This is a genomic window from Pseudomonas sp. GW821-FHT10B02, from assembly GCF_059415665.1.
On sequence record NZ_JBWKNR010000008.1, the window covers coordinates 210,313 to 226,134 of the forward strand.

A 15,822-nucleotide genomic window follows, 5' to 3' on the forward strand; every position below is an offset into this window, starting at 1 on the left:
TCTCAGAGCCTTAACGCCATGCCCTTGTTGACCAGCCCCTTCGCCGAGCTCGATCTGCTTCGCCAGCCCGAGCAAGCCAACGATCCCTTGCAAGCCTTCGACGCTGCCGACGAGTACCTGCTGCAGCATTTGGCCGAGCAATCGCCAGAAGCCAGTACCCGTGTGCTGGTGCTCAATGACAGCTTCGGGGCCTTGGCGATCAGCCTGAGCCGCCACCTGCAGGTCACCAGCAGCGGCGACTCGTACCTGGCCCGACTGGCGCTGGAGAAAAACCTGGTGCGCAATGGCCAGTCCTTCGACGCGCTGCCATTCATTGCGGCCAACGCCAACTGGCAAGGCCCGTTCGACCGGGTGCTGGTGCGCGTGCCCAAGACCCTGGCCCTGCTCGAAGAGCAACTGATCCGCTTGCAAGCTCATCTGGCACCCGGAGCCCAGGTGATTGCCGGCGCGATGATCAAGCACCTGCCACGCGCTGCCGGTGATCTGCTGGAAAAATACATCGGCCCGGTACAGGCATCGCTGGCGCAGAAAAAAGCCCGCCTGCTGATTGCCACGGTAGAGGACAAAGGCGCATTCACTTCCCCCTACCCAACGCGCTACCAACTGGATGCGCCACGCCTGGAACTGCTCAACCATGCCAATGTGTTCTGCCGCGAAGGCCTGGACATCGGCACCCGCGCGTTCCTGCCTCACCTTCCCAACAACCTCGGCTCAGCCCGGGTCGCCGATCTGGGTTGCGGTAATGGCGTATTGGCTATCGTCAGTGCCTTGAGCAACCCGCAAGCCCACTACACCCTGGTTGATGAGTCCTACATGGCCACCCAGTCGGCGCTGGAAAACTGGCAAGCGGCGCTGGGCGAGCGTGAAGTCAGCGTACGTGCCGACGATGGCCTGGCTGGCCAGCCGGCACAGTCTCTGGACGTCGTACTGTGCAATCCACCGTTCCACCAACAGCAAGTGGTCGGCGACTTCCTCGCCTGGCGCATGTTCCAGCAGGCCCGCGAAGCGCTGGTGGTCGGCGGTGCGCTGTACATCGTCGGCAACCGCCATCTGGGCTACCACAGCAAGCTGGCGCGGTTGTTCCGTGGCGTTGAGCAGGTGGCGGCGACGCCGAAGTTCGTGGTGCTCAAAGCGCGTAAATGATGCAGTAGCCCAAAAAAAACCCTTCGCAGCTCACACTGCGAAGGGTGGTAAATCCGCCGCAAGGCGGGATGGGAAATGCGCTATTAGTGGGTGCTTAATCCGGCGGCAGCCATAAACATGCGCATCAGCCAGGCAACAATCCCCAAGGCCGCCACGCTGCCGGCCCAGATCACCGCCAGCCAGCCCAGCCGTTGCCAGAGCGGCTTTTTCTCTTCATCGAAGGTGTGTTTGCCGGTCATTGCCAGGCCCTCCTAGTGGTAGCCATCCTCGTGGGTCACCTTGCCGCGGAACACGTAGTAGCTCCAGAAGGTGTAGCCAAGGATGAACGGAATGATGAACAGCGCCCCCACCAGCATGAAGCCCTGGCTCTGCGGTGGTGCGGCAGCGTCCCAGATCGAAACCGACGGTGGAATGATGTTCGGCCACAGGCTGATGCCAAGGCCACTGTAGCCAAGGAAGATCAACGCCAGGGTCAGCAGGAACGGGGTGTAGTGCGCGTTGCGTGCCACCGCCTTGAGCAAACCGTAGAGGGTCACCAGCACCAGGATCGGCACCGGCAGGAACCAGAACAGGTTAGGCAGGGTGAACCAGCGCGAGGCGATCTCCGGGTGCGCCAGCGGCGTCCAGATACTGACGATACCGGTCACGGCCAGCAGCACCAGGGCCAAAGGACGCGCCAGGTCATGCATCTGCAGTTGCAGCTTGCCTTCGGTTTTCATGATCAGCCAGGTGCAGCCGAGCAAGGCATAGGCAACAATCAGCCCCAGCCCGCAGAACAGACTGAACGGGGTCAGCCAGTCGAAGGCACCACCGGCATAGCTACGGTCGACCACCTTGAAACCTTCAATGAAGGCACCCAGAGCCACGCCCTGGAAGAAGGTCGCCGCGAGCGAACCGCCGATAAACGCCTTGTCCCACAGGTGACGCTTTTCGGCCGTGGCCTTGAAGCGGAACTCGAACGCCACACCGCGGAAGATCAAGCCCACCAGCATCAGCATCAGCGGCAGGTAAAGTGCCGACAGCACGACCGCATAGGCCAGCGGGAAGGCGCCGAACAGCGCCGCACCGCCGAGTACCAGCCAGGTTTCGTTACCGTCCCAGACCGGCGCGACGGTGTTCATCATCACGTCACGGTCCTGCTCGCCTTTGACGAAGGGGAAGAGAATGCCGATCCCCAGGTCGAAACCATCCATGACCACGTACATCATGATGCCGAAGATAATGATCACGGCCCAGATCAGTGGAAGATCAATACCCATGACTCAGTTCCCCTTGTTCAGGCTGGTGTGCTCGCGATCGTCGTGATCGTCATCGGCAGCAGACAACGGCCGTGCCGGCGTGCGTTTCTGGCCAGGTCCGCCTTTGATCGGCTCTTCGCCCTCGCCGGTTTTCGGCCCTTTGCGCACCAGACGCATCATGTAGCCCAGACCCGCACCGAACAGGGCGAAATAGACCACCACGAACATCACCAGGGTCACGCCCAGCTGGGTATAGCTGTGGTTCGAGACACCATCGGCAGTACGCATCACGCCATAGACCACCCAGGGCTGACGGCCAACCTCGGTCGTGAACCAGCCGGCGAGGATCGCGATCAGGCCGGACGGGCCCATCCACAAGGTCAGGTAGAGGAACGGACGCGAGCTGTAGATCTTGTCGCGCTTGCGCAGCCACAGGCTCCAGAGGCCGACGAAGATCATCAGCATGCCCAGACCCACCATGATCCGGAACGACCAGAACACCACGGTGGAGTTAGGCCGGTCTTCCTTCGGGAACTCCTTCATCGCCGGTACTTGCTTGTCCAGGCTGTGGGTCAGGATCAGACTGCCCAGGGCCGGAATTTCCAGCTTGAAGCGGGTGGTCTCGGCTTCCATGTCGGGAATGCCGAAGAGAATCAGCGGGGTCGGCTCGTCACCGACATTCTCCCAGTGACCTTCGATCGCGGCGATTTTCACCGGCTGGTGCTTGAGGGTGTTCAAGCCATGGAAGTCACCGATCACCGCCTGAATCGGCGCGACGATCAGGGCCATCCACATCGCCATCGAGAGCATTTTGCGGATCGCCGGGTTGTCACGCCCACGCAGCAGGTGCCAGGCCGCCGAAGCGCCAACGAAGAACGCCGTGGCAACGAACGCCGCGGTGGCCATGTGCAGCAGGCGATAAGGGAACGACGGGTTGAAGATCACCGCGAACCAGTCCACCGGGACTACAACGCCGTTGACGATTTCGTAACCCTGCGGGGTCTGCATCCAGCTGTTGGAGGCAAGAATCCAGAACGTGGAAATGATCGTACCGATGGCCACCATGACCGTGGCAAAGAAGTGCAGGCCACGGCCGACACGGTTCCAGCCAAACAGCATGACGCCGAGGAAACCGGCCTCGAGGAAGAAGGCGGTAAGCACTTCATAGGTCAAAAGCGGTCCGGTGACGGAGCCGGCAAAGTCGGAGAACTTGCTCCAGTTGGTACCGAACTGATAGGCCATGACCAGACCGGAGACCACACCCATGCCGAAGTTGACGGCAAAGATTTTCGACCAGAAGTGGTAAAGGTCACGGTAGACACTGTTGTTGGTCTTCAGCCACAAGCCTTCGAGCACCGCCAGGTAACTCGCCAGGCCAATGGTGATGGCCGGAAACAGGATGTGAAAAGACACGGTAAACGCGAACTGAATTCGGGCGAGATCTAGGGCCTCTAATCCGAACATAGTGCTTCCTCTGTCAGGTAATCCGGCGTCAGGCGATGGGCCTTGGCGCCAACTGCCCCCACGGTAGTTGAGTGTGGCTAGTTGGAATTGTTCTGAGTACTTCACAACGCAGGGAATTCGGCCGTTCTGGCCCACCGTTGCAAATGAAACTATTGATCCAGATCAACGGCTGCCTGAAAGGATAGTCCTGAAAGGTCCGCGCGGTTGTGTGGTTCATTGCCGCAGATCAGTTGTGCACGGTTTTGTGCGCCCCAAAACAGTGCACAAACGGCGCATTGCCCGACCTTCTTGTAACTCGCCGTTACAAACTGGTGATAATCTGCACCGCTGTTTCCCTCGCCGAGGCTCTGTTTCGCCGATGTCAGCCCATCCGCCGCTGTTGTTGCGTCACCATCGCCCTTTCCTCGCGTTCTGGTTGGCGCGGGTGTGTACCGCCAGTGGCTTCCAGATGCTCACCGTGGCCATCGGCTGGCACCTTTACCAGTTGACCGGCAACGTCCTCGACCTTGGCCTGGTTGGTCTGGTGGAGTTCGCCCCGCGGGTGCTGTTCATGCTGCACACCGGGCATGTCGCCGACCGCTACGACCGGCGCCGCGTCGCCGCCCTGTGCCAGTCGGCTCAGGCCTTGATCGCCCTGGCCCTGGTGGTCGGCAGCAGTACCGGCAATGTCAGCCGCGAACTGATCTTCATCCTCGCCTTTCTGCTCGGCAGCGCCCGCTCCTTCGAAATGCCGGCGACCCAGGCACTGCTGCCGAACGTAGTGCCCTCTGCGCTGTTTCCCCGCGCAGTAGCGGCCTCGGCCTCGGCGATGCAGGCGGCAACCATCGTCGCCCCCGCGGTGGGCGGTTTCCTCTATGCATTTGGCAGTGTCTGGGTGTACGGCCCGACTGTGCTGCTGTACGTGACGGCTTGCCTGCTGACCCTGAGCCTCAGTGTGCGACCGCAAGCGCCTCAGCAAGGCCGCGCCAGCCTTGACTCCTTGCTGGCCGGGATTCGCTTTATCCGCAGCCGCCCGGACATCCTCGGCGCCATCTCCCTGGATCTGTTCGCCGTATTGCTCGGCGGCGCAACCGCACTGCTGCCGGTGTTCGCCAAGGACATCCTGCTTACCGGGCCCTGGGGCCTTGGCCTGTTGCGCTCGGCGCCAGCGGTGGGAGCCTTGCTGATGTCGCTGTGGCTGGCGCGCTTTCCGGTGGAGCGCAAGGTCGGTCGGGTGATGTTCACCGCTGTCGGGATCTTTGGTGTAGCCACCATCGCCTTCGGCCTGTCGACCTCGTTCTGGTTCTCGCTGGCGGTGCTGGCCGTGCTCGGCGCAGCCGACATGATCAGCATGGTGATTCGCGGCGCCTTCGTGCAGCTGGAGACACCGGATGAGATGCGTGGCCGGGTCAGTGCGGTGAACGGGCTGTTCATCGGCGCGTCCAACCAGCTTGGCGAATTCGAGTCAGGGCTGACTGCGCACTGGTTCGGTACCGTGCCGGCAGTAGTGCTCGGCGGGGTCGGGACGCTGGTGGTGACCGGGGTGTGGATCAAGCTGTTCCCGAGCCTGGCCGGAAGGGATCATATGCACAGCAAGTCCCTGGGTTGATCTCAAGGGCCTCATCGCCGGCAAGGCCGGCTCCCACAGGATGTGTAAGCACCGGACCTGGTGGGAGCCGGCCTTGCCGGCGATGAAGCCAGAACTGTTATACCTGCAACTGTCCCGCAACTCGGTTACGAGCCGCCTTTCCCGCCACCTGTTCCACCAGCGTCAAAGCAAACGCCAACGCCGCTCCCGAGCCCTGTGCAGTAATGCAGTTACCGTCCACCACCACCGGCTGGTCAACGAAACTGCACCCGGAGAGCTGCTGACTGACATCCGGATGACAGGTCATGCGCCGCTGACGCAGCACCCCGAAAGCCTGCAATGCCAAGGGCCCTTCGCCAATCGCGGCAAAAAACTTGCCGGCTTTGGCCTGCTCCACTACCCGCTGTGTCAGCGGTTGGTGCACCGCCATGTGCTGCCCCCCTTTCTCGCCCCCCGGCAACACGATCAGTTCGAACGGCTGGGCAAGCAAGTCCACCAACATGCCGTCGGCGGTCAAGCGCGTGCCACGGGCGCAGGTAAGCATGCGCCGGCCTTCGATGCTGGCCACCACCACTTCAACTTCGGCGCGGCGCAACACGTCGATCAGGGTCACGCTCTGCAGATCATCCACGCCTTCAGCAATTACGATCAGGGCTCTGTGGGTCATGACTGCACTCCGTCGGGGTATGGATAAAGCGTAGTCGCTCACAGCATGAGGGTCAGTTGACACTCGTAGCCCTTGAGGGCGCGATAGCCATTACCGCTGTCAATCCAGCCAGTCCCCCGGTACAACGCCAGGGCGGCGTGATTGTCTGGTTCCACCGACAATTGCAGGCGGCGAACATCCGGCCAGCAAGCGCGAACCCAACCGGGTAATGCCTGCATACAAAATCGTCCCAGGCCGCGCCCCTGTATGCGTCGATCCACCTGCAAGGCACTGATCGTGGCCGCATCGGCCGCGGCCCAGGGCGGCAGGAACGCCCCGCGCTGGAGCAACAGAAAGGCCCTGGGCTCGGCATCGAGCAATAGCACCACACCGCGCATGTCATCGCTTTCAGTACTCAGCAGGATGTACAGCGCACTGGCCATATCGCCGCAATAGCGCAGTTGCTCGGGGTGCACCTGGATGCCGACCAGCTGGTCGCGCTGGGCCTGGCTCAGGTCGCGGTAATCAATCAGTTGCACAGCGGGCTCTCATGAGGGGGATGTGGGGGAATCGGCGCAGAACCTGCAGATATCTGCAGTGTATCGCGACAATAATTACCGCTGGCCAAGCATGCTGGTATGATGCGCGGCTTTTTTCCGGCCCAATCAAATTCCACAAACCGTCCGGTACGGTCTGTGCTTTGCTGAGGGGGTCGATACATTCACGGCGCCGGGGCGCGCCACGGGGAGCAGGCATGCTGGAAAGGCTGTTTCAACTAAAAGCACACGACACCAATGTCCGCACCGAAATTCTCGCGGGCGTGACCACCTTCCTGGCCATGGCCTATATCCTGTTCGTCAACCCGAGCATTCTCGGCGAGACCGGCATGGACAAGGGCGCGCTGTTCGTTGCCACCTGTCTGGCAGCTGCCATCGGCTCGACCACCATGGGCCTGATCGCCAACTACCCGATCGCCCTGGCGCCGGGTATGGGCCTGAACGCCTTCTTCACCTACACCGTGGTCCTGCACATGGGCCACACCTGGCAGGTGGCCCTGGGTGCGGTATTCATTTCAGCGGTGCTGTTCTTCCTGCTGTCGATCTTTCGTATCCGTGAGTGGATCGTCAACAGCATTCCGCTACCACTGCGTTCGGCCATTGCTGCCGGTATCGGTCTGTTCCTGGCACTGATCGCCCTGCACAACGCCGGTATCGTCGTCGATAACCAGGCGACCCTGGTGGGCCTGGGCGACCTCAAGCAACCGGCGCCGATCCTCGCCACCCTGGGCTTTTTCCTGATTGTCGCCCTGGAAGCACTGAAGGTTCGTGGCGCAGTACTGATCGGCATCCTGGCGGTGACCGTGGCCTCGATCGCCCTGGGCGTCACCCCGTTCGCGGGCGTGGTCTCGATGCCGCCTTCGCTGGCCCCGACTTTCCTGCAACTGGACATCAAGGGTGCCCTGGATGTCGGCCTGGTCAGCGTGATCTTCGCCTTCCTGTTCGTGGACCTGTTCGACAACTCCGGCACCCTGATCGGCGTTGCCAAACGCGCCGGCCTGATGCGCAAGGACGGTCATATGCCGAAGATGGGCCGCGCCCTGATCGCTGACAGTACCGCGGCCATGGCCGGTTCCCTGCTGGGCACCTCGACCACCACCAGCTACATCGAGTCGGCTGCCGGCGTGAGTGCTGGCGGACGCACCGGCCTGACTGCCATCGTCGTCGCCATCCTGTTCCTGCTTGCACTGTTCTTCGCCCCGCTGGCCGGCAGCGTGCCGGCTTTCGCCACCGCACCGGCACTGTTGTTCGTCGCCGTGTTGATGGCTTCGGGCCTGGCTGAAATAAACTGGGACGACGTCACCGAAGCCGCGCCAGTGGTGATCACCGCCCTGGCCATGCCGCTGACCTACTCGATCGCCAACGGCATCGCCTTCGGTTTCATTTCCTGGACTGCGATCAAGCTGCTCTCCGGCCGTCGCCGCGACCTGAACCCGGCGCTGGTGATCCTCTCGATCCTGTTCGTCATCAAGCTGGGCTGGTTCAACGCATGAGTGCTGTCTTCGACCCTTCGACCTACACCCAGCAGCTCGACGCCAAGGCCGCGCGCCTGCGCGAGCTGCTGGCGCCTTTCGATGCCCCGGAACCTGCGGTATTCGACTCGCCACGCGAGCACTATCGCCTGCGCGCCGAGTTCCGCCTGTGGCGCGAAAACGAGCAACGCTTCTATGCGATGTTCGCTCCGGGCGAGAAGCACACGCCGATCCTGATCGAAGACTTCCCGATCGCCAGCCTGCGCATCAACGAACTGATGCCGCGGCTCAAGGCCGCCTGGCAGGCCAGCTCGGCGCTGAGCTTCAAGCTGTTCCAGGTCGAGTTCCTCACCACCCTGGCCGGCGACGCGATGATCACCCTGTGCTACCACCGTCCGCTGGACGAGCACTGGGAAGCCGCCGCGCAGCAGTTGGGCAAAGACCTGGATGTCAGCATCATCGGCCGCTCCAAGGGCAAACGTGTGGTGATCGGTCGCGATTACGCAGTAGAAGAACTGCAGATCGCCGGACGCAACTTCCGCTATCGCCAGCCGGAAGGCGCCTTCACTCAGCCTAACGGCGCGGTGAACCAGAAGATGCTCAACTGGGCCTACGAGGCCCTCGGCGAGCGTCAGGACGACCTGCTCGAGCTGTACTGCGGCAACGGCAACTTCACCCTGCCGCTGGCGACCCGGGTGCGCAAGGTGCTGGCCACCGAGATCAGCAAGACCTCGGTCAACGCCGCGCTGCACAACCTCGACGACAATGCGGTGGATAACGTGCGCCTGGTGCGCCTGTCCGCCGAAGAGCTGACCGAGGCGCTCAACGAAGTACGCCCGTTCCGCCGTCTGGAAGGCATCGACCTGAAGAGCTACCAGTTCGGCAGCGTGTTCGTCGACCCGCCGCGTGCCGGCATGGACCCGGACACCTGCGAGCTGACCCGGCGCTTCGACAATATCCTGTACATCTCCTGCAACCCGGAAACCCTGGCGGCGAACATCGCCCAGTTGCACGACACACACCGCATCGAGCGTTGCGCGTTGTTTGACCAGTTTCCGTATACCCATCACATGGAGAGTGGGGTGTTGCTGGTTCGCCGTTGACCCCGGCGTTGCAGGCGCCGGCTGTGCCAGCGCCTGCAACGGGCCGCAGATCTCAAGGAGCATCGCCCTCTGATGGACCAGTTCAGCGCCATGCAGTCCTTCCGCCGGGTGGTCGAGCACGGCAGCTTCAGCGCCGCTGCCGCCCTCGCGGGCCAATCCCATACAGTGCTGTCGCGGCAGGTGAAGAACCTCGAACGCCAGCTCGGCAGTCAACTGCTCAACCGCACCACCCGGCGCCTGCAACTGACCGAAGCGGGTGCGCTGTTCTACCGTCACTGCGTGCAGATTCTCGATCAGATGGAGGCAATGACGCTGGAGCTTTCCGAGCACCAGCAGCAACCCTCCGGCACCTTGCGCTTGAGCGTGTCCAGTGCGTTTGGCGAACTGGAACTGGGTCACTGGCTACCCGGCTTCGTCGAACGCTTCACCGGGTTGCAGATTGAACTGAGCTGTACCGACCGCTTCGTCGATATGCTCGATGAGGGCATCGACCTGTGCCTGCGGGTCACCGATCACTTGCCGGACTCCAGCCTGGTGGCACGCACGCTGGCGCCGAGTGAAGTGATACTGGTCGCCGCCGCGTCGTACCTCAAGCGCCTGCCAAACGCGATCACGGCCGACAACCTGGGCGAACATCCGCTGCTCGGCTACAACCGCCTCGCTCAACCGCAGCGCCTGCAACTGGTCGGGCCTTCGGGCAGCCAACGTGAGGTGCTGATGCCCAGCCGTGTCAGCGCCAACTCGCCGATGGCACTACGGGCCGCCGCTATCGGTGGCCTGGGCATCGCCAGCTTTGACCGTTTCATAGTCCACGACGCCTTGCAGGATGGCCGCCTGGTGCAACTGCTGCCGGACTGGCAACAACCTGCGCGCACCCTGTATGCGCTCTACCCGCAAAGCCGCTACCTGGCGCCCAAGGTTCGCGCACTGCTGGATTACCTTCAGGACTACTATCGGGCCCCACGCTGGCTGATGTAATTGGTGCAAAAAACGCACAAATCATGACCTCTAATTGGCGTATTTCTGCATCAAGCGTTCAATTAACCTTCGCGCACTCCACTCAACGAAGGTTATCGCCATGAAAGCTTTGAAAACCTCCCTGTTCGGCCTGATCCTCACCGCCTCTGCCACTACCGTGGTTGCCCAGAGCGAGACCGAACCAGCAGCACTGATCTCGCTGCCCAACTCCACTCTGCAATGGCAGGCCGTACCCAACACCAACGGCGCCGTCACTTACGCCAACACTGAGGGGGATATTTTCGGCAAGGGTGACTACTCGGCCTTTGTCACCTTCAAGGCGGGTACCGACAACGGTCTGCACACCCACCGCCAGAGCCTGCCAACAGTGGTCCTGAAAGGCACTTTCTACGCCGTGATCGACAAGGTGCGCACCGAGTATCCAGCGGGCTCGTACTACAAGCTGCCGGCCAATCTGGTGCATGAAAGCGGCTGCACCGCCGCGGCTGACTGCCTGCTGTTCCAGTACCAGGCCGACAACTTCGACCTGGTACCGGTGAAAGGCTGAGCCCGAGGCCGCTCCATCAGCCCTGCCCCGCGCACATCAACAAGGGCACCTGCTGGTCTTCATCCGTCAGCGCACCATGGTGCCCTCGCCATTGACTGGCGTGCTTTTCCACTTCGCTGCGAATAATCCCGCCCGCCCCGGTCGGCACCACGATCAGATCGCCAATCCGCGCCTCGGCCTGGCTGAGCAAGACATCTCCGAACAGACCCGCGGCAATCGCCTGGGCCTTGGACAACACCCTGTAGTGGTCGCCCAAGTGATTCTGCCAGCGCTGGTGCACACGGTCCTGCTGGCTCGGCACGTACAGGTAGCGCGCGCGGATATCACCGGCGATGGCGCCCACGCCCTCCTGCAACACCGGGTCGAGGTCGAAGTCACGCACCTGGTCGCTGTCCAGCGCCAGCATGCCGTGATCGGCGATGACCATCAATTGCACCCGCTCCGGTAGCTTGCGGGCGATGGCCTCAGCCAGCTGGTCGGCGACTTCCAGTTGCTTGAGCCAACCCTCGGAGCCCGGACCGAACAGGTGCCCGGCAAAATCCAGGTCGCCGAAATAGGCAAAGCAGAAGGCCGGTTCTTCAGTCGCCAGCGCTGCATTGATCAGTTCCGGGTAGGCGTCATAGGCCGGGGCCGGGAGTATCCGCCCGGCCTTGTAGATCGCCTGGCTGAACGCCGAGTTGGCATAGCGGCCGAGCATGACCGTGCTGATGGCAATGCCCTGCGCGCTGGCCAGGCTCCAGGCATCGGGCGGCACGATGAACGATTCCGGTGCCGGTGCTGCAGCTGGCTGTGCTTCGGCTTGCAGCGCAGCAGTGGTCCACGATAACGGCGACAACTCGGTCTGCTGATCCAGGGCAAAGCTGCAGCCGACAATGCCATGCGCACCGCTGCCAAGCCCCGAGCTCACCGAGGCCAGGCTGGTGGCGGTGGTCGCCGGAAAGCCCACGCGAAAATACGAATCCGGCTGCATCAATGAGGCGAGGAATGGCGCGTGCCGGGCGTGGGCCTGGAGCAGGTTCCAGCCCAGGCCGTCGATCAGCAGCAGGCAGGTCGCCTGCGAGCGATCCAGGCGGAAGCTGTTGCGAAAGCCCTGGCCACCGAGGGCGGCGAGGATCGACTGGGTCAGGTTGGCCAGGCCCGGCCAGGTTTCACCCAGCAACTGCGAGTCGTTGAACGGCATTGCCATGTCTCCCTCCGTGGGCAGGTGCGAATCAACAGGTGTAGCACAGGCTGTGCGATCAGCGCACAGAAAAACGCCCGTGGCCGCGTTGATCGATTGACCAAATTAACCAAACGGTACATTTTCAGCAAAAGCCTCTTCCCAAGAACAACAATGGAGTTTTCCCATGAATCCGGCCCCCTCTCCTGGCATCCTCGCCGGCCTGATCGGTGCAGGTATCCAGGCCTCACGCACCCCGGCCCTGCACGAGCACGAAGGCCAAGCCCTGGGCCTTAACTACCTGTACCGGCTGATCGACCTGGATCAGTTGAAACTCGACAGCAGCGCCCTGGAGCAACTGCTCAGCGCTGCCGAAGCCATGGGTTACACCGGCCTGAACATCACCTTCCCGTGCAAACAGGCAATCCTGCCGTTGCTCGATGACCTCTCCGCCGAGGCCCGAGGCATTGGCGCGGTCAATACCGTGGTGCTCAAGGACGGCAAGCGTATCGGCCACAACACCGACTGCCTGGGTTTCGCCGAAGGCTTCCGTCGCGGCTTGAGCGACGCGCCACGTCGTCATGTGGTGCAGATGGGCGCTGGCGGTGCCGGGGCTGCGGTGGCCCATGCGCTGCTGGCCGAAGGGGTCGGGCAGTTGACGGTATTCGATGTCGAGTTGGCTCGGGCTCAGGCGTTGGTGGATAACCTCAATGCGCATTTCGACGGCAACCATGCCCACGTCGGGCACGACCTGGCCCATACACTGGGCGAAGCCGATGGCCTGGTCAACACCACGCCGATGGGCATGGCCAAACTGCCGGGCATGCCGGTGCCCAAGGTATTGCTGAGGGCTGATCTGTGGGTGGCGGAGATCGTCTACTTTCCGCTGCAAACCGAACTGCTGCGCGAGGCCCGGGCCTTGGGCTGTCGCACCCTGGATGGTTCGAACATGGCGGTGTTTCAGGCGGTGAAGGCGTTTGAGCTGTTCAGTGGCTTGCAGCCGGATGCGGCGCGGATGCTTGAACACTTCAATAGTATGGGTAGCTGAAAAGCATCGCGGGGCAAGCCCGCTCCCACAGGGTGAACATCACCTGTGGGAGCGGGCTTGCCCCGCGATTCAGTCAAGCCTGCAAAAACCTCAGCACCGACTCGCAAATCATCTCGCGATGACGCGCCTTGAGCGCTGCGTCTTCGAAATCAACCTGGAAGATCTCGCCAAAGGTGTTGCGGTTCGACACCCGGTAGAAGCAGAACGAACTGATCAACAGGTGTACGTCCAGCGCCTCCAGGCCCTGACGGAAGACCCCCTCGGCAGCCCCGCGGCGCAGGATCTCGTCCAGCGCATTGAGCACGGTCTTGTTCATCGAGCGAATGACCGCAGAGCGCTTCACATACTCGCCGTGATGCATGTTCTCGTTGCAGACGATACGCACGAAATCGACGTTGCGATCATGGTGATCGAAGGTGAACTCCACCAGCCGGCGAATGCCCTGACGCGGCTCCAGTTCAGCCAGGTGCAGGCTGCTCTCGGTGTTGCGGATATCACCGTAGAGCTTCTCCAGCACCTCGACGTACAACTGCTCCTTGCTGTTGAAGTAGTAGTAGATCATGCGCTTGGAGGTCTGGGTGCGCTCGGCGATGGCATCGACCCGGGCGCCAGCCAGCCCTTGCTGGACGAACTCGCTGATCGCCGCCTGGAGAATGTTCTCGCGGGTCTTTTCCGGATTGTTCTTGCGCCCCTTGCGCGCCACCGGTTCAGGGGCGGCGCAGAGTGCTGGAGTAGTTGTCATACGGGACTCGTGGCCAACGGTTAACCCGGTGATTATGAGCCCCGGGAGATAAGGAAGAAAGCCTGCCGGCCCCCACCCTACAAGCGGGCCTGTGTCGGGGTACCCGCACGGGCCTTGGCCATGGCCGCCAGACGCACGGCGACGTTGGCCGCGCCGTAGCCACTGTAGCCATTGCGCCGCTGCAGGACCTCGAAGAAAAAGCGCTCCTCGAACGGTTCGGTATACACATGAAACAGCTCGCCGCCCTGGGCGTCACGGTCATAGAGCACGTTGTAATAAGCCAGCTCACTGAGGAACTCGTCGTCGAAATCAAAGCGCGCAGCCAGGTCGTCGTAATAGTTGAGCGGGATGTCGAGCAACGCCACACCGGCCTCCTTGGCTTGCTTGACCGCGGCAAAGATGTCGTCGCAGTCGAAGGCGATGTGATGCACACCCGAGCCGCGATAATGCGACAGGGCATGGGCGATGGCGGTGTTGCGGTTTTCCGAGATGTTCAACGGCAGGCGGATCGAACTGCAACGGCTGCGCAGCGCCCGGCTTTTTACCAGGCCATAAGGATCAGGCAGGACCACTTCGTCATCGGCGGTGAAGTCCAGCAGGCTTTTGTAGAACAGCGCCCAACTGTCCAGGCCATCGGCCGGCAAGGCCAGGGCCATGTGATCGATGCGCTTGAGGCCGAGGCTGTTACCCGAGGCTTGCACCAGGCTGAAATCGGTATCGTAGATGGTCCGCCCTTCGGCGTCTTGATCGACCAGGTAGATCAGGCTGCCATCGGGCGCACGCACCGCAGCCAGCTCGCGCTCGTTAGGTCCGACCAGGCCGCGGTAAGGCTGGCCATGGAAGGCCACCGCGCGCGCCAGCGCCTGGGCGCTGTCCTTGACCCGGATTGCCGTGGCGCACAAGGACGGGCCATGGCTTTCGAAAAAGTTGTGGGCAAACGAATAAGGCTCGGCGTTGAGGATCAGGTTGATATCGCCCTGGCGCAGCAAACTGACATTCTTCGAGCGATGGGTACCGGTACGGGTGAAGCCCAGGCGTTCCAGCCAGTTACCCAGCTTGGCGCCGAGGGCGTCGTCAACGGCAAATTCAAGAAACTCGATGCCATCGTAGGCACTGGCTGGCGGTGGCGCGAACAATAGATCGTCCTGCGCTTGCGCGGTCTGCTGTGCAAGACGCTGGCGGGTCTTCTCCTCCAGATACAGCAGCGAACGCAGACCGTCGGCGGCATTGGCGCGCGGTGGCGCAGCGCGGAAACCATCGTTGAAGATTTCCAGCGACAACGGCCCGCGATAGCCGCTGGCCAGAATCGGTGCCAGAAAGCCCGCCAGATCAAACTCGCCCTGCCCCGGGAAGCAGCGAAAATGCCGGCTCCACTCCAGTACATCCATCGCCAGCAGCGGTGCATCAGCCATCTGCACGAAGAAGATCTTGTCGCCGGGGACCTCGGCGATCGCACTCGGGTCGCCCTTGAGCGACAGGGTATGAAAACTGTCGAGAATCATCCCCAGGCTGGCATGGTCCGCAGCCTTGACGATGTCCCAGACCTGCTGCCAGGTGTTCACATGCCGGCCCCAGGCCAATGCTTCGTAACCGATGCGCAGATCGCGGGCCCCGGCGCGTTCGGCCAGCAGACGCAGGTCGTCGACCAGCACCTGGCGCTCGCCCAGTGCATCGGCAGCCACGTTGCTGCATACCAGCACCAGATCGGTCCCCAGCTCCTGCATCAGGTCGAACTTGCGCTCGGCACGGTCCAGGTTGCGCGCCAGCCGCTCACGGCGGCAGCCTTCGAAATCGCGAAACGGCTGAAACAGGGTGATTGCCAGGCCCAGGTCGGCGCAGCGCTGGCGGATTTCCCGCGGGCTGCCGGCGTAGTAGAGCAAGTCGTTTTCGAAGATCTCGACCCCGTCAAAGCCCGCGGCGGCAATGGCGTCGAGTTTTTCAGGCAAGGTACCGCTCAAGGACACGGTGGCAATTGAACGCTGCATTTTTATGGCTCCGATGGGCAGGCAAAACCCGGATGCTGCGATTATTGGCGTTGCACACTTTTTGCTCAATTAAAAAGGTACTAACTGGTTAGTTTTGTGTTCGATTATCGCCCATAATAGCGTTCTACGAATTGACCCTTTTTTGACCACAGGCGCACCATTTCGACACCGGG

Annotated in this window: 15 protein-coding genes; 7 read left to right on the forward strand and 8 right to left on the reverse strand. The window is 62.1% G+C overall.

Features of this window, described 5'->3' with window-relative positions; genetic code table 11:
* Positions 1 to 18: 18 nt before the first annotated feature.
* A complete protein-coding gene (locus AC07OF_RS14490) occupies positions 19 to 1,143 on the forward strand; it encodes a methyltransferase (protein WP_157194810.1) in 1,125 nt (374 codons plus the stop codon).
* 83 nt (positions 1,144 to 1,226) lie between these two features.
* Here the strand turns inward: AC07OF_RS14490 and AC07OF_RS14495 are convergent, their stop codons facing one another.
* From AC07OF_RS14495 to AC07OF_RS14505, 3 genes are read right to left on the reverse strand one after another with little or no spacing between them, the layout of a single operon-like run.
* A complete protein-coding gene (locus AC07OF_RS14495) occupies positions 1,227 to 1,382 on the reverse strand; it encodes a DUF2474 domain-containing protein (protein WP_157194305.1) in 156 nt (51 codons plus the stop codon).
* A gap of 12 nt (positions 1,383 to 1,394) precedes the next feature.
* Positions 1,395 to 2,402 carry a cytochrome d ubiquinol oxidase subunit II gene (gene cydB / locus AC07OF_RS14500; protein ID WP_038614873.1) on the reverse strand — a complete coding sequence of 336 codons (1,008 nt, stop codon included), beginning with the start codon at positions 2,400 to 2,402 and terminating at the stop codon, positions 1,395 to 1,397.
* Positions 2,403 to 2,405: 3 nt separating this feature from the next.
* On the reverse strand, positions 2,406 to 3,845 hold the full coding sequence (locus AC07OF_RS14505; RefSeq protein WP_476446033.1) for a cytochrome ubiquinol oxidase subunit I: 1,440 nt from the start codon (positions 3,843 to 3,845) through the stop codon (positions 2,406 to 2,408).
* Between the two features lie 358 nt (positions 3,846 to 4,203).
* Here AC07OF_RS14505 and AC07OF_RS14510 point away from each other — a divergent pair, with 358 nt between their 5' ends.
* The gene (locus tag AC07OF_RS14510) at positions 4,204 to 5,433 is read left to right on the forward strand and encodes an MFS transporter (protein WP_157194307.1); all 1,230 of its coding nucleotides are present in this window, start codon (positions 4,204 to 4,206) and stop codon (positions 5,431 to 5,433) included.
* 97 nt (positions 5,434 to 5,530) lie between these two features.
* Here AC07OF_RS14510 and AC07OF_RS14515 read toward each other — a convergent pair whose 3' ends face one another.
* Both AC07OF_RS14515 and AC07OF_RS14520 read right to left on the reverse strand, forming a co-directional pair.
* Positions 5,531 to 6,079 carry a DJ-1 family glyoxalase III gene (locus AC07OF_RS14515; RefSeq protein ID WP_157194308.1) on the reverse strand — a complete coding sequence of 183 codons (549 nt, stop codon included), beginning with the start codon at positions 6,077 to 6,079 and terminating at the stop codon, positions 5,531 to 5,533.
* 38 nt (positions 6,080 to 6,117) lie between these two features.
* Entirely contained in the window at positions 6,118 to 6,597 is a 480-nt protein-coding gene (locus AC07OF_RS14520; RefSeq protein WP_495073031.1) for a GNAT family N-acetyltransferase, read from the reverse strand.
* A 215-nt stretch (positions 6,598 to 6,812) separates the two neighbouring features.
* On the opposite strand from AC07OF_RS14520, the gene AC07OF_RS14525 reads away from it, so the two are divergent.
* From AC07OF_RS14525 to AC07OF_RS14540, 4 genes are all read left to right on the forward strand, one after another.
* Positions 6,813 to 8,108, forward strand: coding sequence for an NCS2 family permease (locus AC07OF_RS14525; protein ID WP_157194310.1), 1,296 nt, complete (start codon positions 6,813 to 6,815; stop codon positions 8,106 to 8,108).
* A complete protein-coding gene (gene trmA / locus AC07OF_RS14530) occupies positions 8,105 to 9,190 on the forward strand; it encodes a tRNA (uridine(54)-C5)-methyltransferase TrmA (RefSeq protein WP_157194311.1) in 1,086 nt (361 codons plus the stop codon). The genes AC07OF_RS14525 and trmA overlap by 4 nt, the downstream gene beginning before the upstream one ends.
* A 72-nt stretch (positions 9,191 to 9,262) precedes the next feature.
* Complete coding sequence (locus AC07OF_RS14535) at positions 9,263 to 10,168, forward strand: LysR family transcriptional regulator (protein ID WP_495073032.1); 906 nt, start codon at positions 9,263 to 9,265, stop codon at positions 10,166 to 10,168.
* Between the two features lie 100 nt (positions 10,169 to 10,268).
* Positions 10,269 to 10,715, forward strand: a complete 447-nt coding sequence (locus AC07OF_RS14540; protein WP_495073033.1) for a cupin domain-containing protein — start codon at positions 10,269 to 10,271, stop codon at positions 10,713 to 10,715.
* A 16-nt stretch (positions 10,716 to 10,731) separates the two neighbouring features.
* On the opposite strand, the gene AC07OF_RS14545 is transcribed toward AC07OF_RS14540, so the two are convergent.
* Complete coding sequence (locus AC07OF_RS14545) at positions 10,732 to 11,901, reverse strand: alkaline phosphatase family protein (RefSeq protein WP_495073034.1); 1,170 nt, start codon at positions 11,899 to 11,901, stop codon at positions 10,732 to 10,734.
* Between the two features lie 160 nt (positions 11,902 to 12,061).
* Here AC07OF_RS14545 and AC07OF_RS14550 point away from each other — a divergent pair, with 160 nt between their 5' ends.
* Positions 12,062 to 12,922, forward strand: coding sequence for a shikimate dehydrogenase (locus tag AC07OF_RS14550; protein WP_495073035.1), 861 nt, complete (start codon positions 12,062 to 12,064; stop codon positions 12,920 to 12,922).
* Positions 12,923 to 12,995: 73 nt separating this feature from the next.
* On the opposite strand, the gene AC07OF_RS14555 is transcribed toward AC07OF_RS14550, so the two are convergent.
* Both AC07OF_RS14555 and quiC read right to left on the reverse strand, forming a co-directional pair.
* Positions 12,996 to 13,664, reverse strand: coding sequence for a TetR/AcrR family transcriptional regulator (locus tag AC07OF_RS14555; protein WP_038614903.1), 669 nt, complete (start codon positions 13,662 to 13,664; stop codon positions 12,996 to 12,998).
* Between the two features lie 77 nt (positions 13,665 to 13,741).
* Positions 13,742 to 15,649 carry a 3-dehydroshikimate dehydratase QuiC gene (gene quiC / locus AC07OF_RS14560; RefSeq protein ID WP_495073036.1) on the reverse strand — a complete coding sequence of 636 codons (1,908 nt, stop codon included), beginning with the start codon at positions 15,647 to 15,649 and terminating at the stop codon, positions 13,742 to 13,744.
* Positions 15,650 to 15,822 lie beyond the last annotated feature (173 nt).

What these genes read in the sequence shown, in the direction of transcription:
- AC07OF_RS14490 (WP_157194810.1), top strand. Translation starts at nt 19, where the DNA reads ATGCCCTTGTTGACCAGCCCCTTCGCCGAGCTCGATCTGCTTCGCCAG.
- AC07OF_RS14495 (WP_157194305.1), bottom strand. Translation starts at nt 1,382, where the DNA reads ATGACCGGCAAACACACCTTCGATGAAGAGAAAAAGCCGCTCTGGCAA.
- cydB (WP_038614873.1), bottom strand. Translation starts at nt 2,402, where the DNA reads ATGGGTATTGATCTTCCACTGATCTGGGCCGTGATCATTATCTTCGGC.
- AC07OF_RS14505 (WP_476446033.1), bottom strand. Translation starts at nt 3,845, where the DNA reads ATGTTCGGATTAGAGGCCCTAGATCTCGCCCGAATTCAGTTCGCGTTT.
- AC07OF_RS14510 (WP_157194307.1), top strand. Translation starts at nt 4,204, where the DNA reads ATGTCAGCCCATCCGCCGCTGTTGTTGCGTCACCATCGCCCTTTCCTC.
- AC07OF_RS14515 (WP_157194308.1), bottom strand. Translation starts at nt 6,079, where the DNA reads ATGACCCACAGAGCCCTGATCGTAATTGCTGAAGGCGTGGATGATCTG.
- AC07OF_RS14525 (WP_157194310.1), top strand. Translation starts at nt 6,813, where the DNA reads ATGCTGGAAAGGCTGTTTCAACTAAAAGCACACGACACCAATGTCCGC.
- trmA (WP_157194311.1), top strand. Translation starts at nt 8,105, where the DNA reads ATGAGTGCTGTCTTCGACCCTTCGACCTACACCCAGCAGCTCGACGCC.
- AC07OF_RS14535 (WP_495073032.1), top strand. Translation starts at nt 9,263, where the DNA reads ATGGACCAGTTCAGCGCCATGCAGTCCTTCCGCCGGGTGGTCGAGCAC.
- AC07OF_RS14540 (WP_495073033.1), top strand. Translation starts at nt 10,269, where the DNA reads ATGAAAGCTTTGAAAACCTCCCTGTTCGGCCTGATCCTCACCGCCTCT.
- AC07OF_RS14545 (WP_495073034.1), bottom strand. Translation starts at nt 11,901, where the DNA reads ATGGCAATGCCGTTCAACGACTCGCAGTTGCTGGGTGAAACCTGGCCG.
- AC07OF_RS14550 (WP_495073035.1), top strand. Translation starts at nt 12,062, where the DNA reads ATGAATCCGGCCCCCTCTCCTGGCATCCTCGCCGGCCTGATCGGTGCA.
- AC07OF_RS14555 (WP_038614903.1), bottom strand. Translation starts at nt 13,664, where the DNA reads ATGACAACTACTCCAGCACTCTGCGCCGCCCCTGAACCGGTGGCGCGC.
- quiC (WP_495073036.1), bottom strand. Translation starts at nt 15,649, where the DNA reads ATGCAGCGTTCAATTGCCACCGTGTCCTTGAGCGGTACCTTGCCTGAA.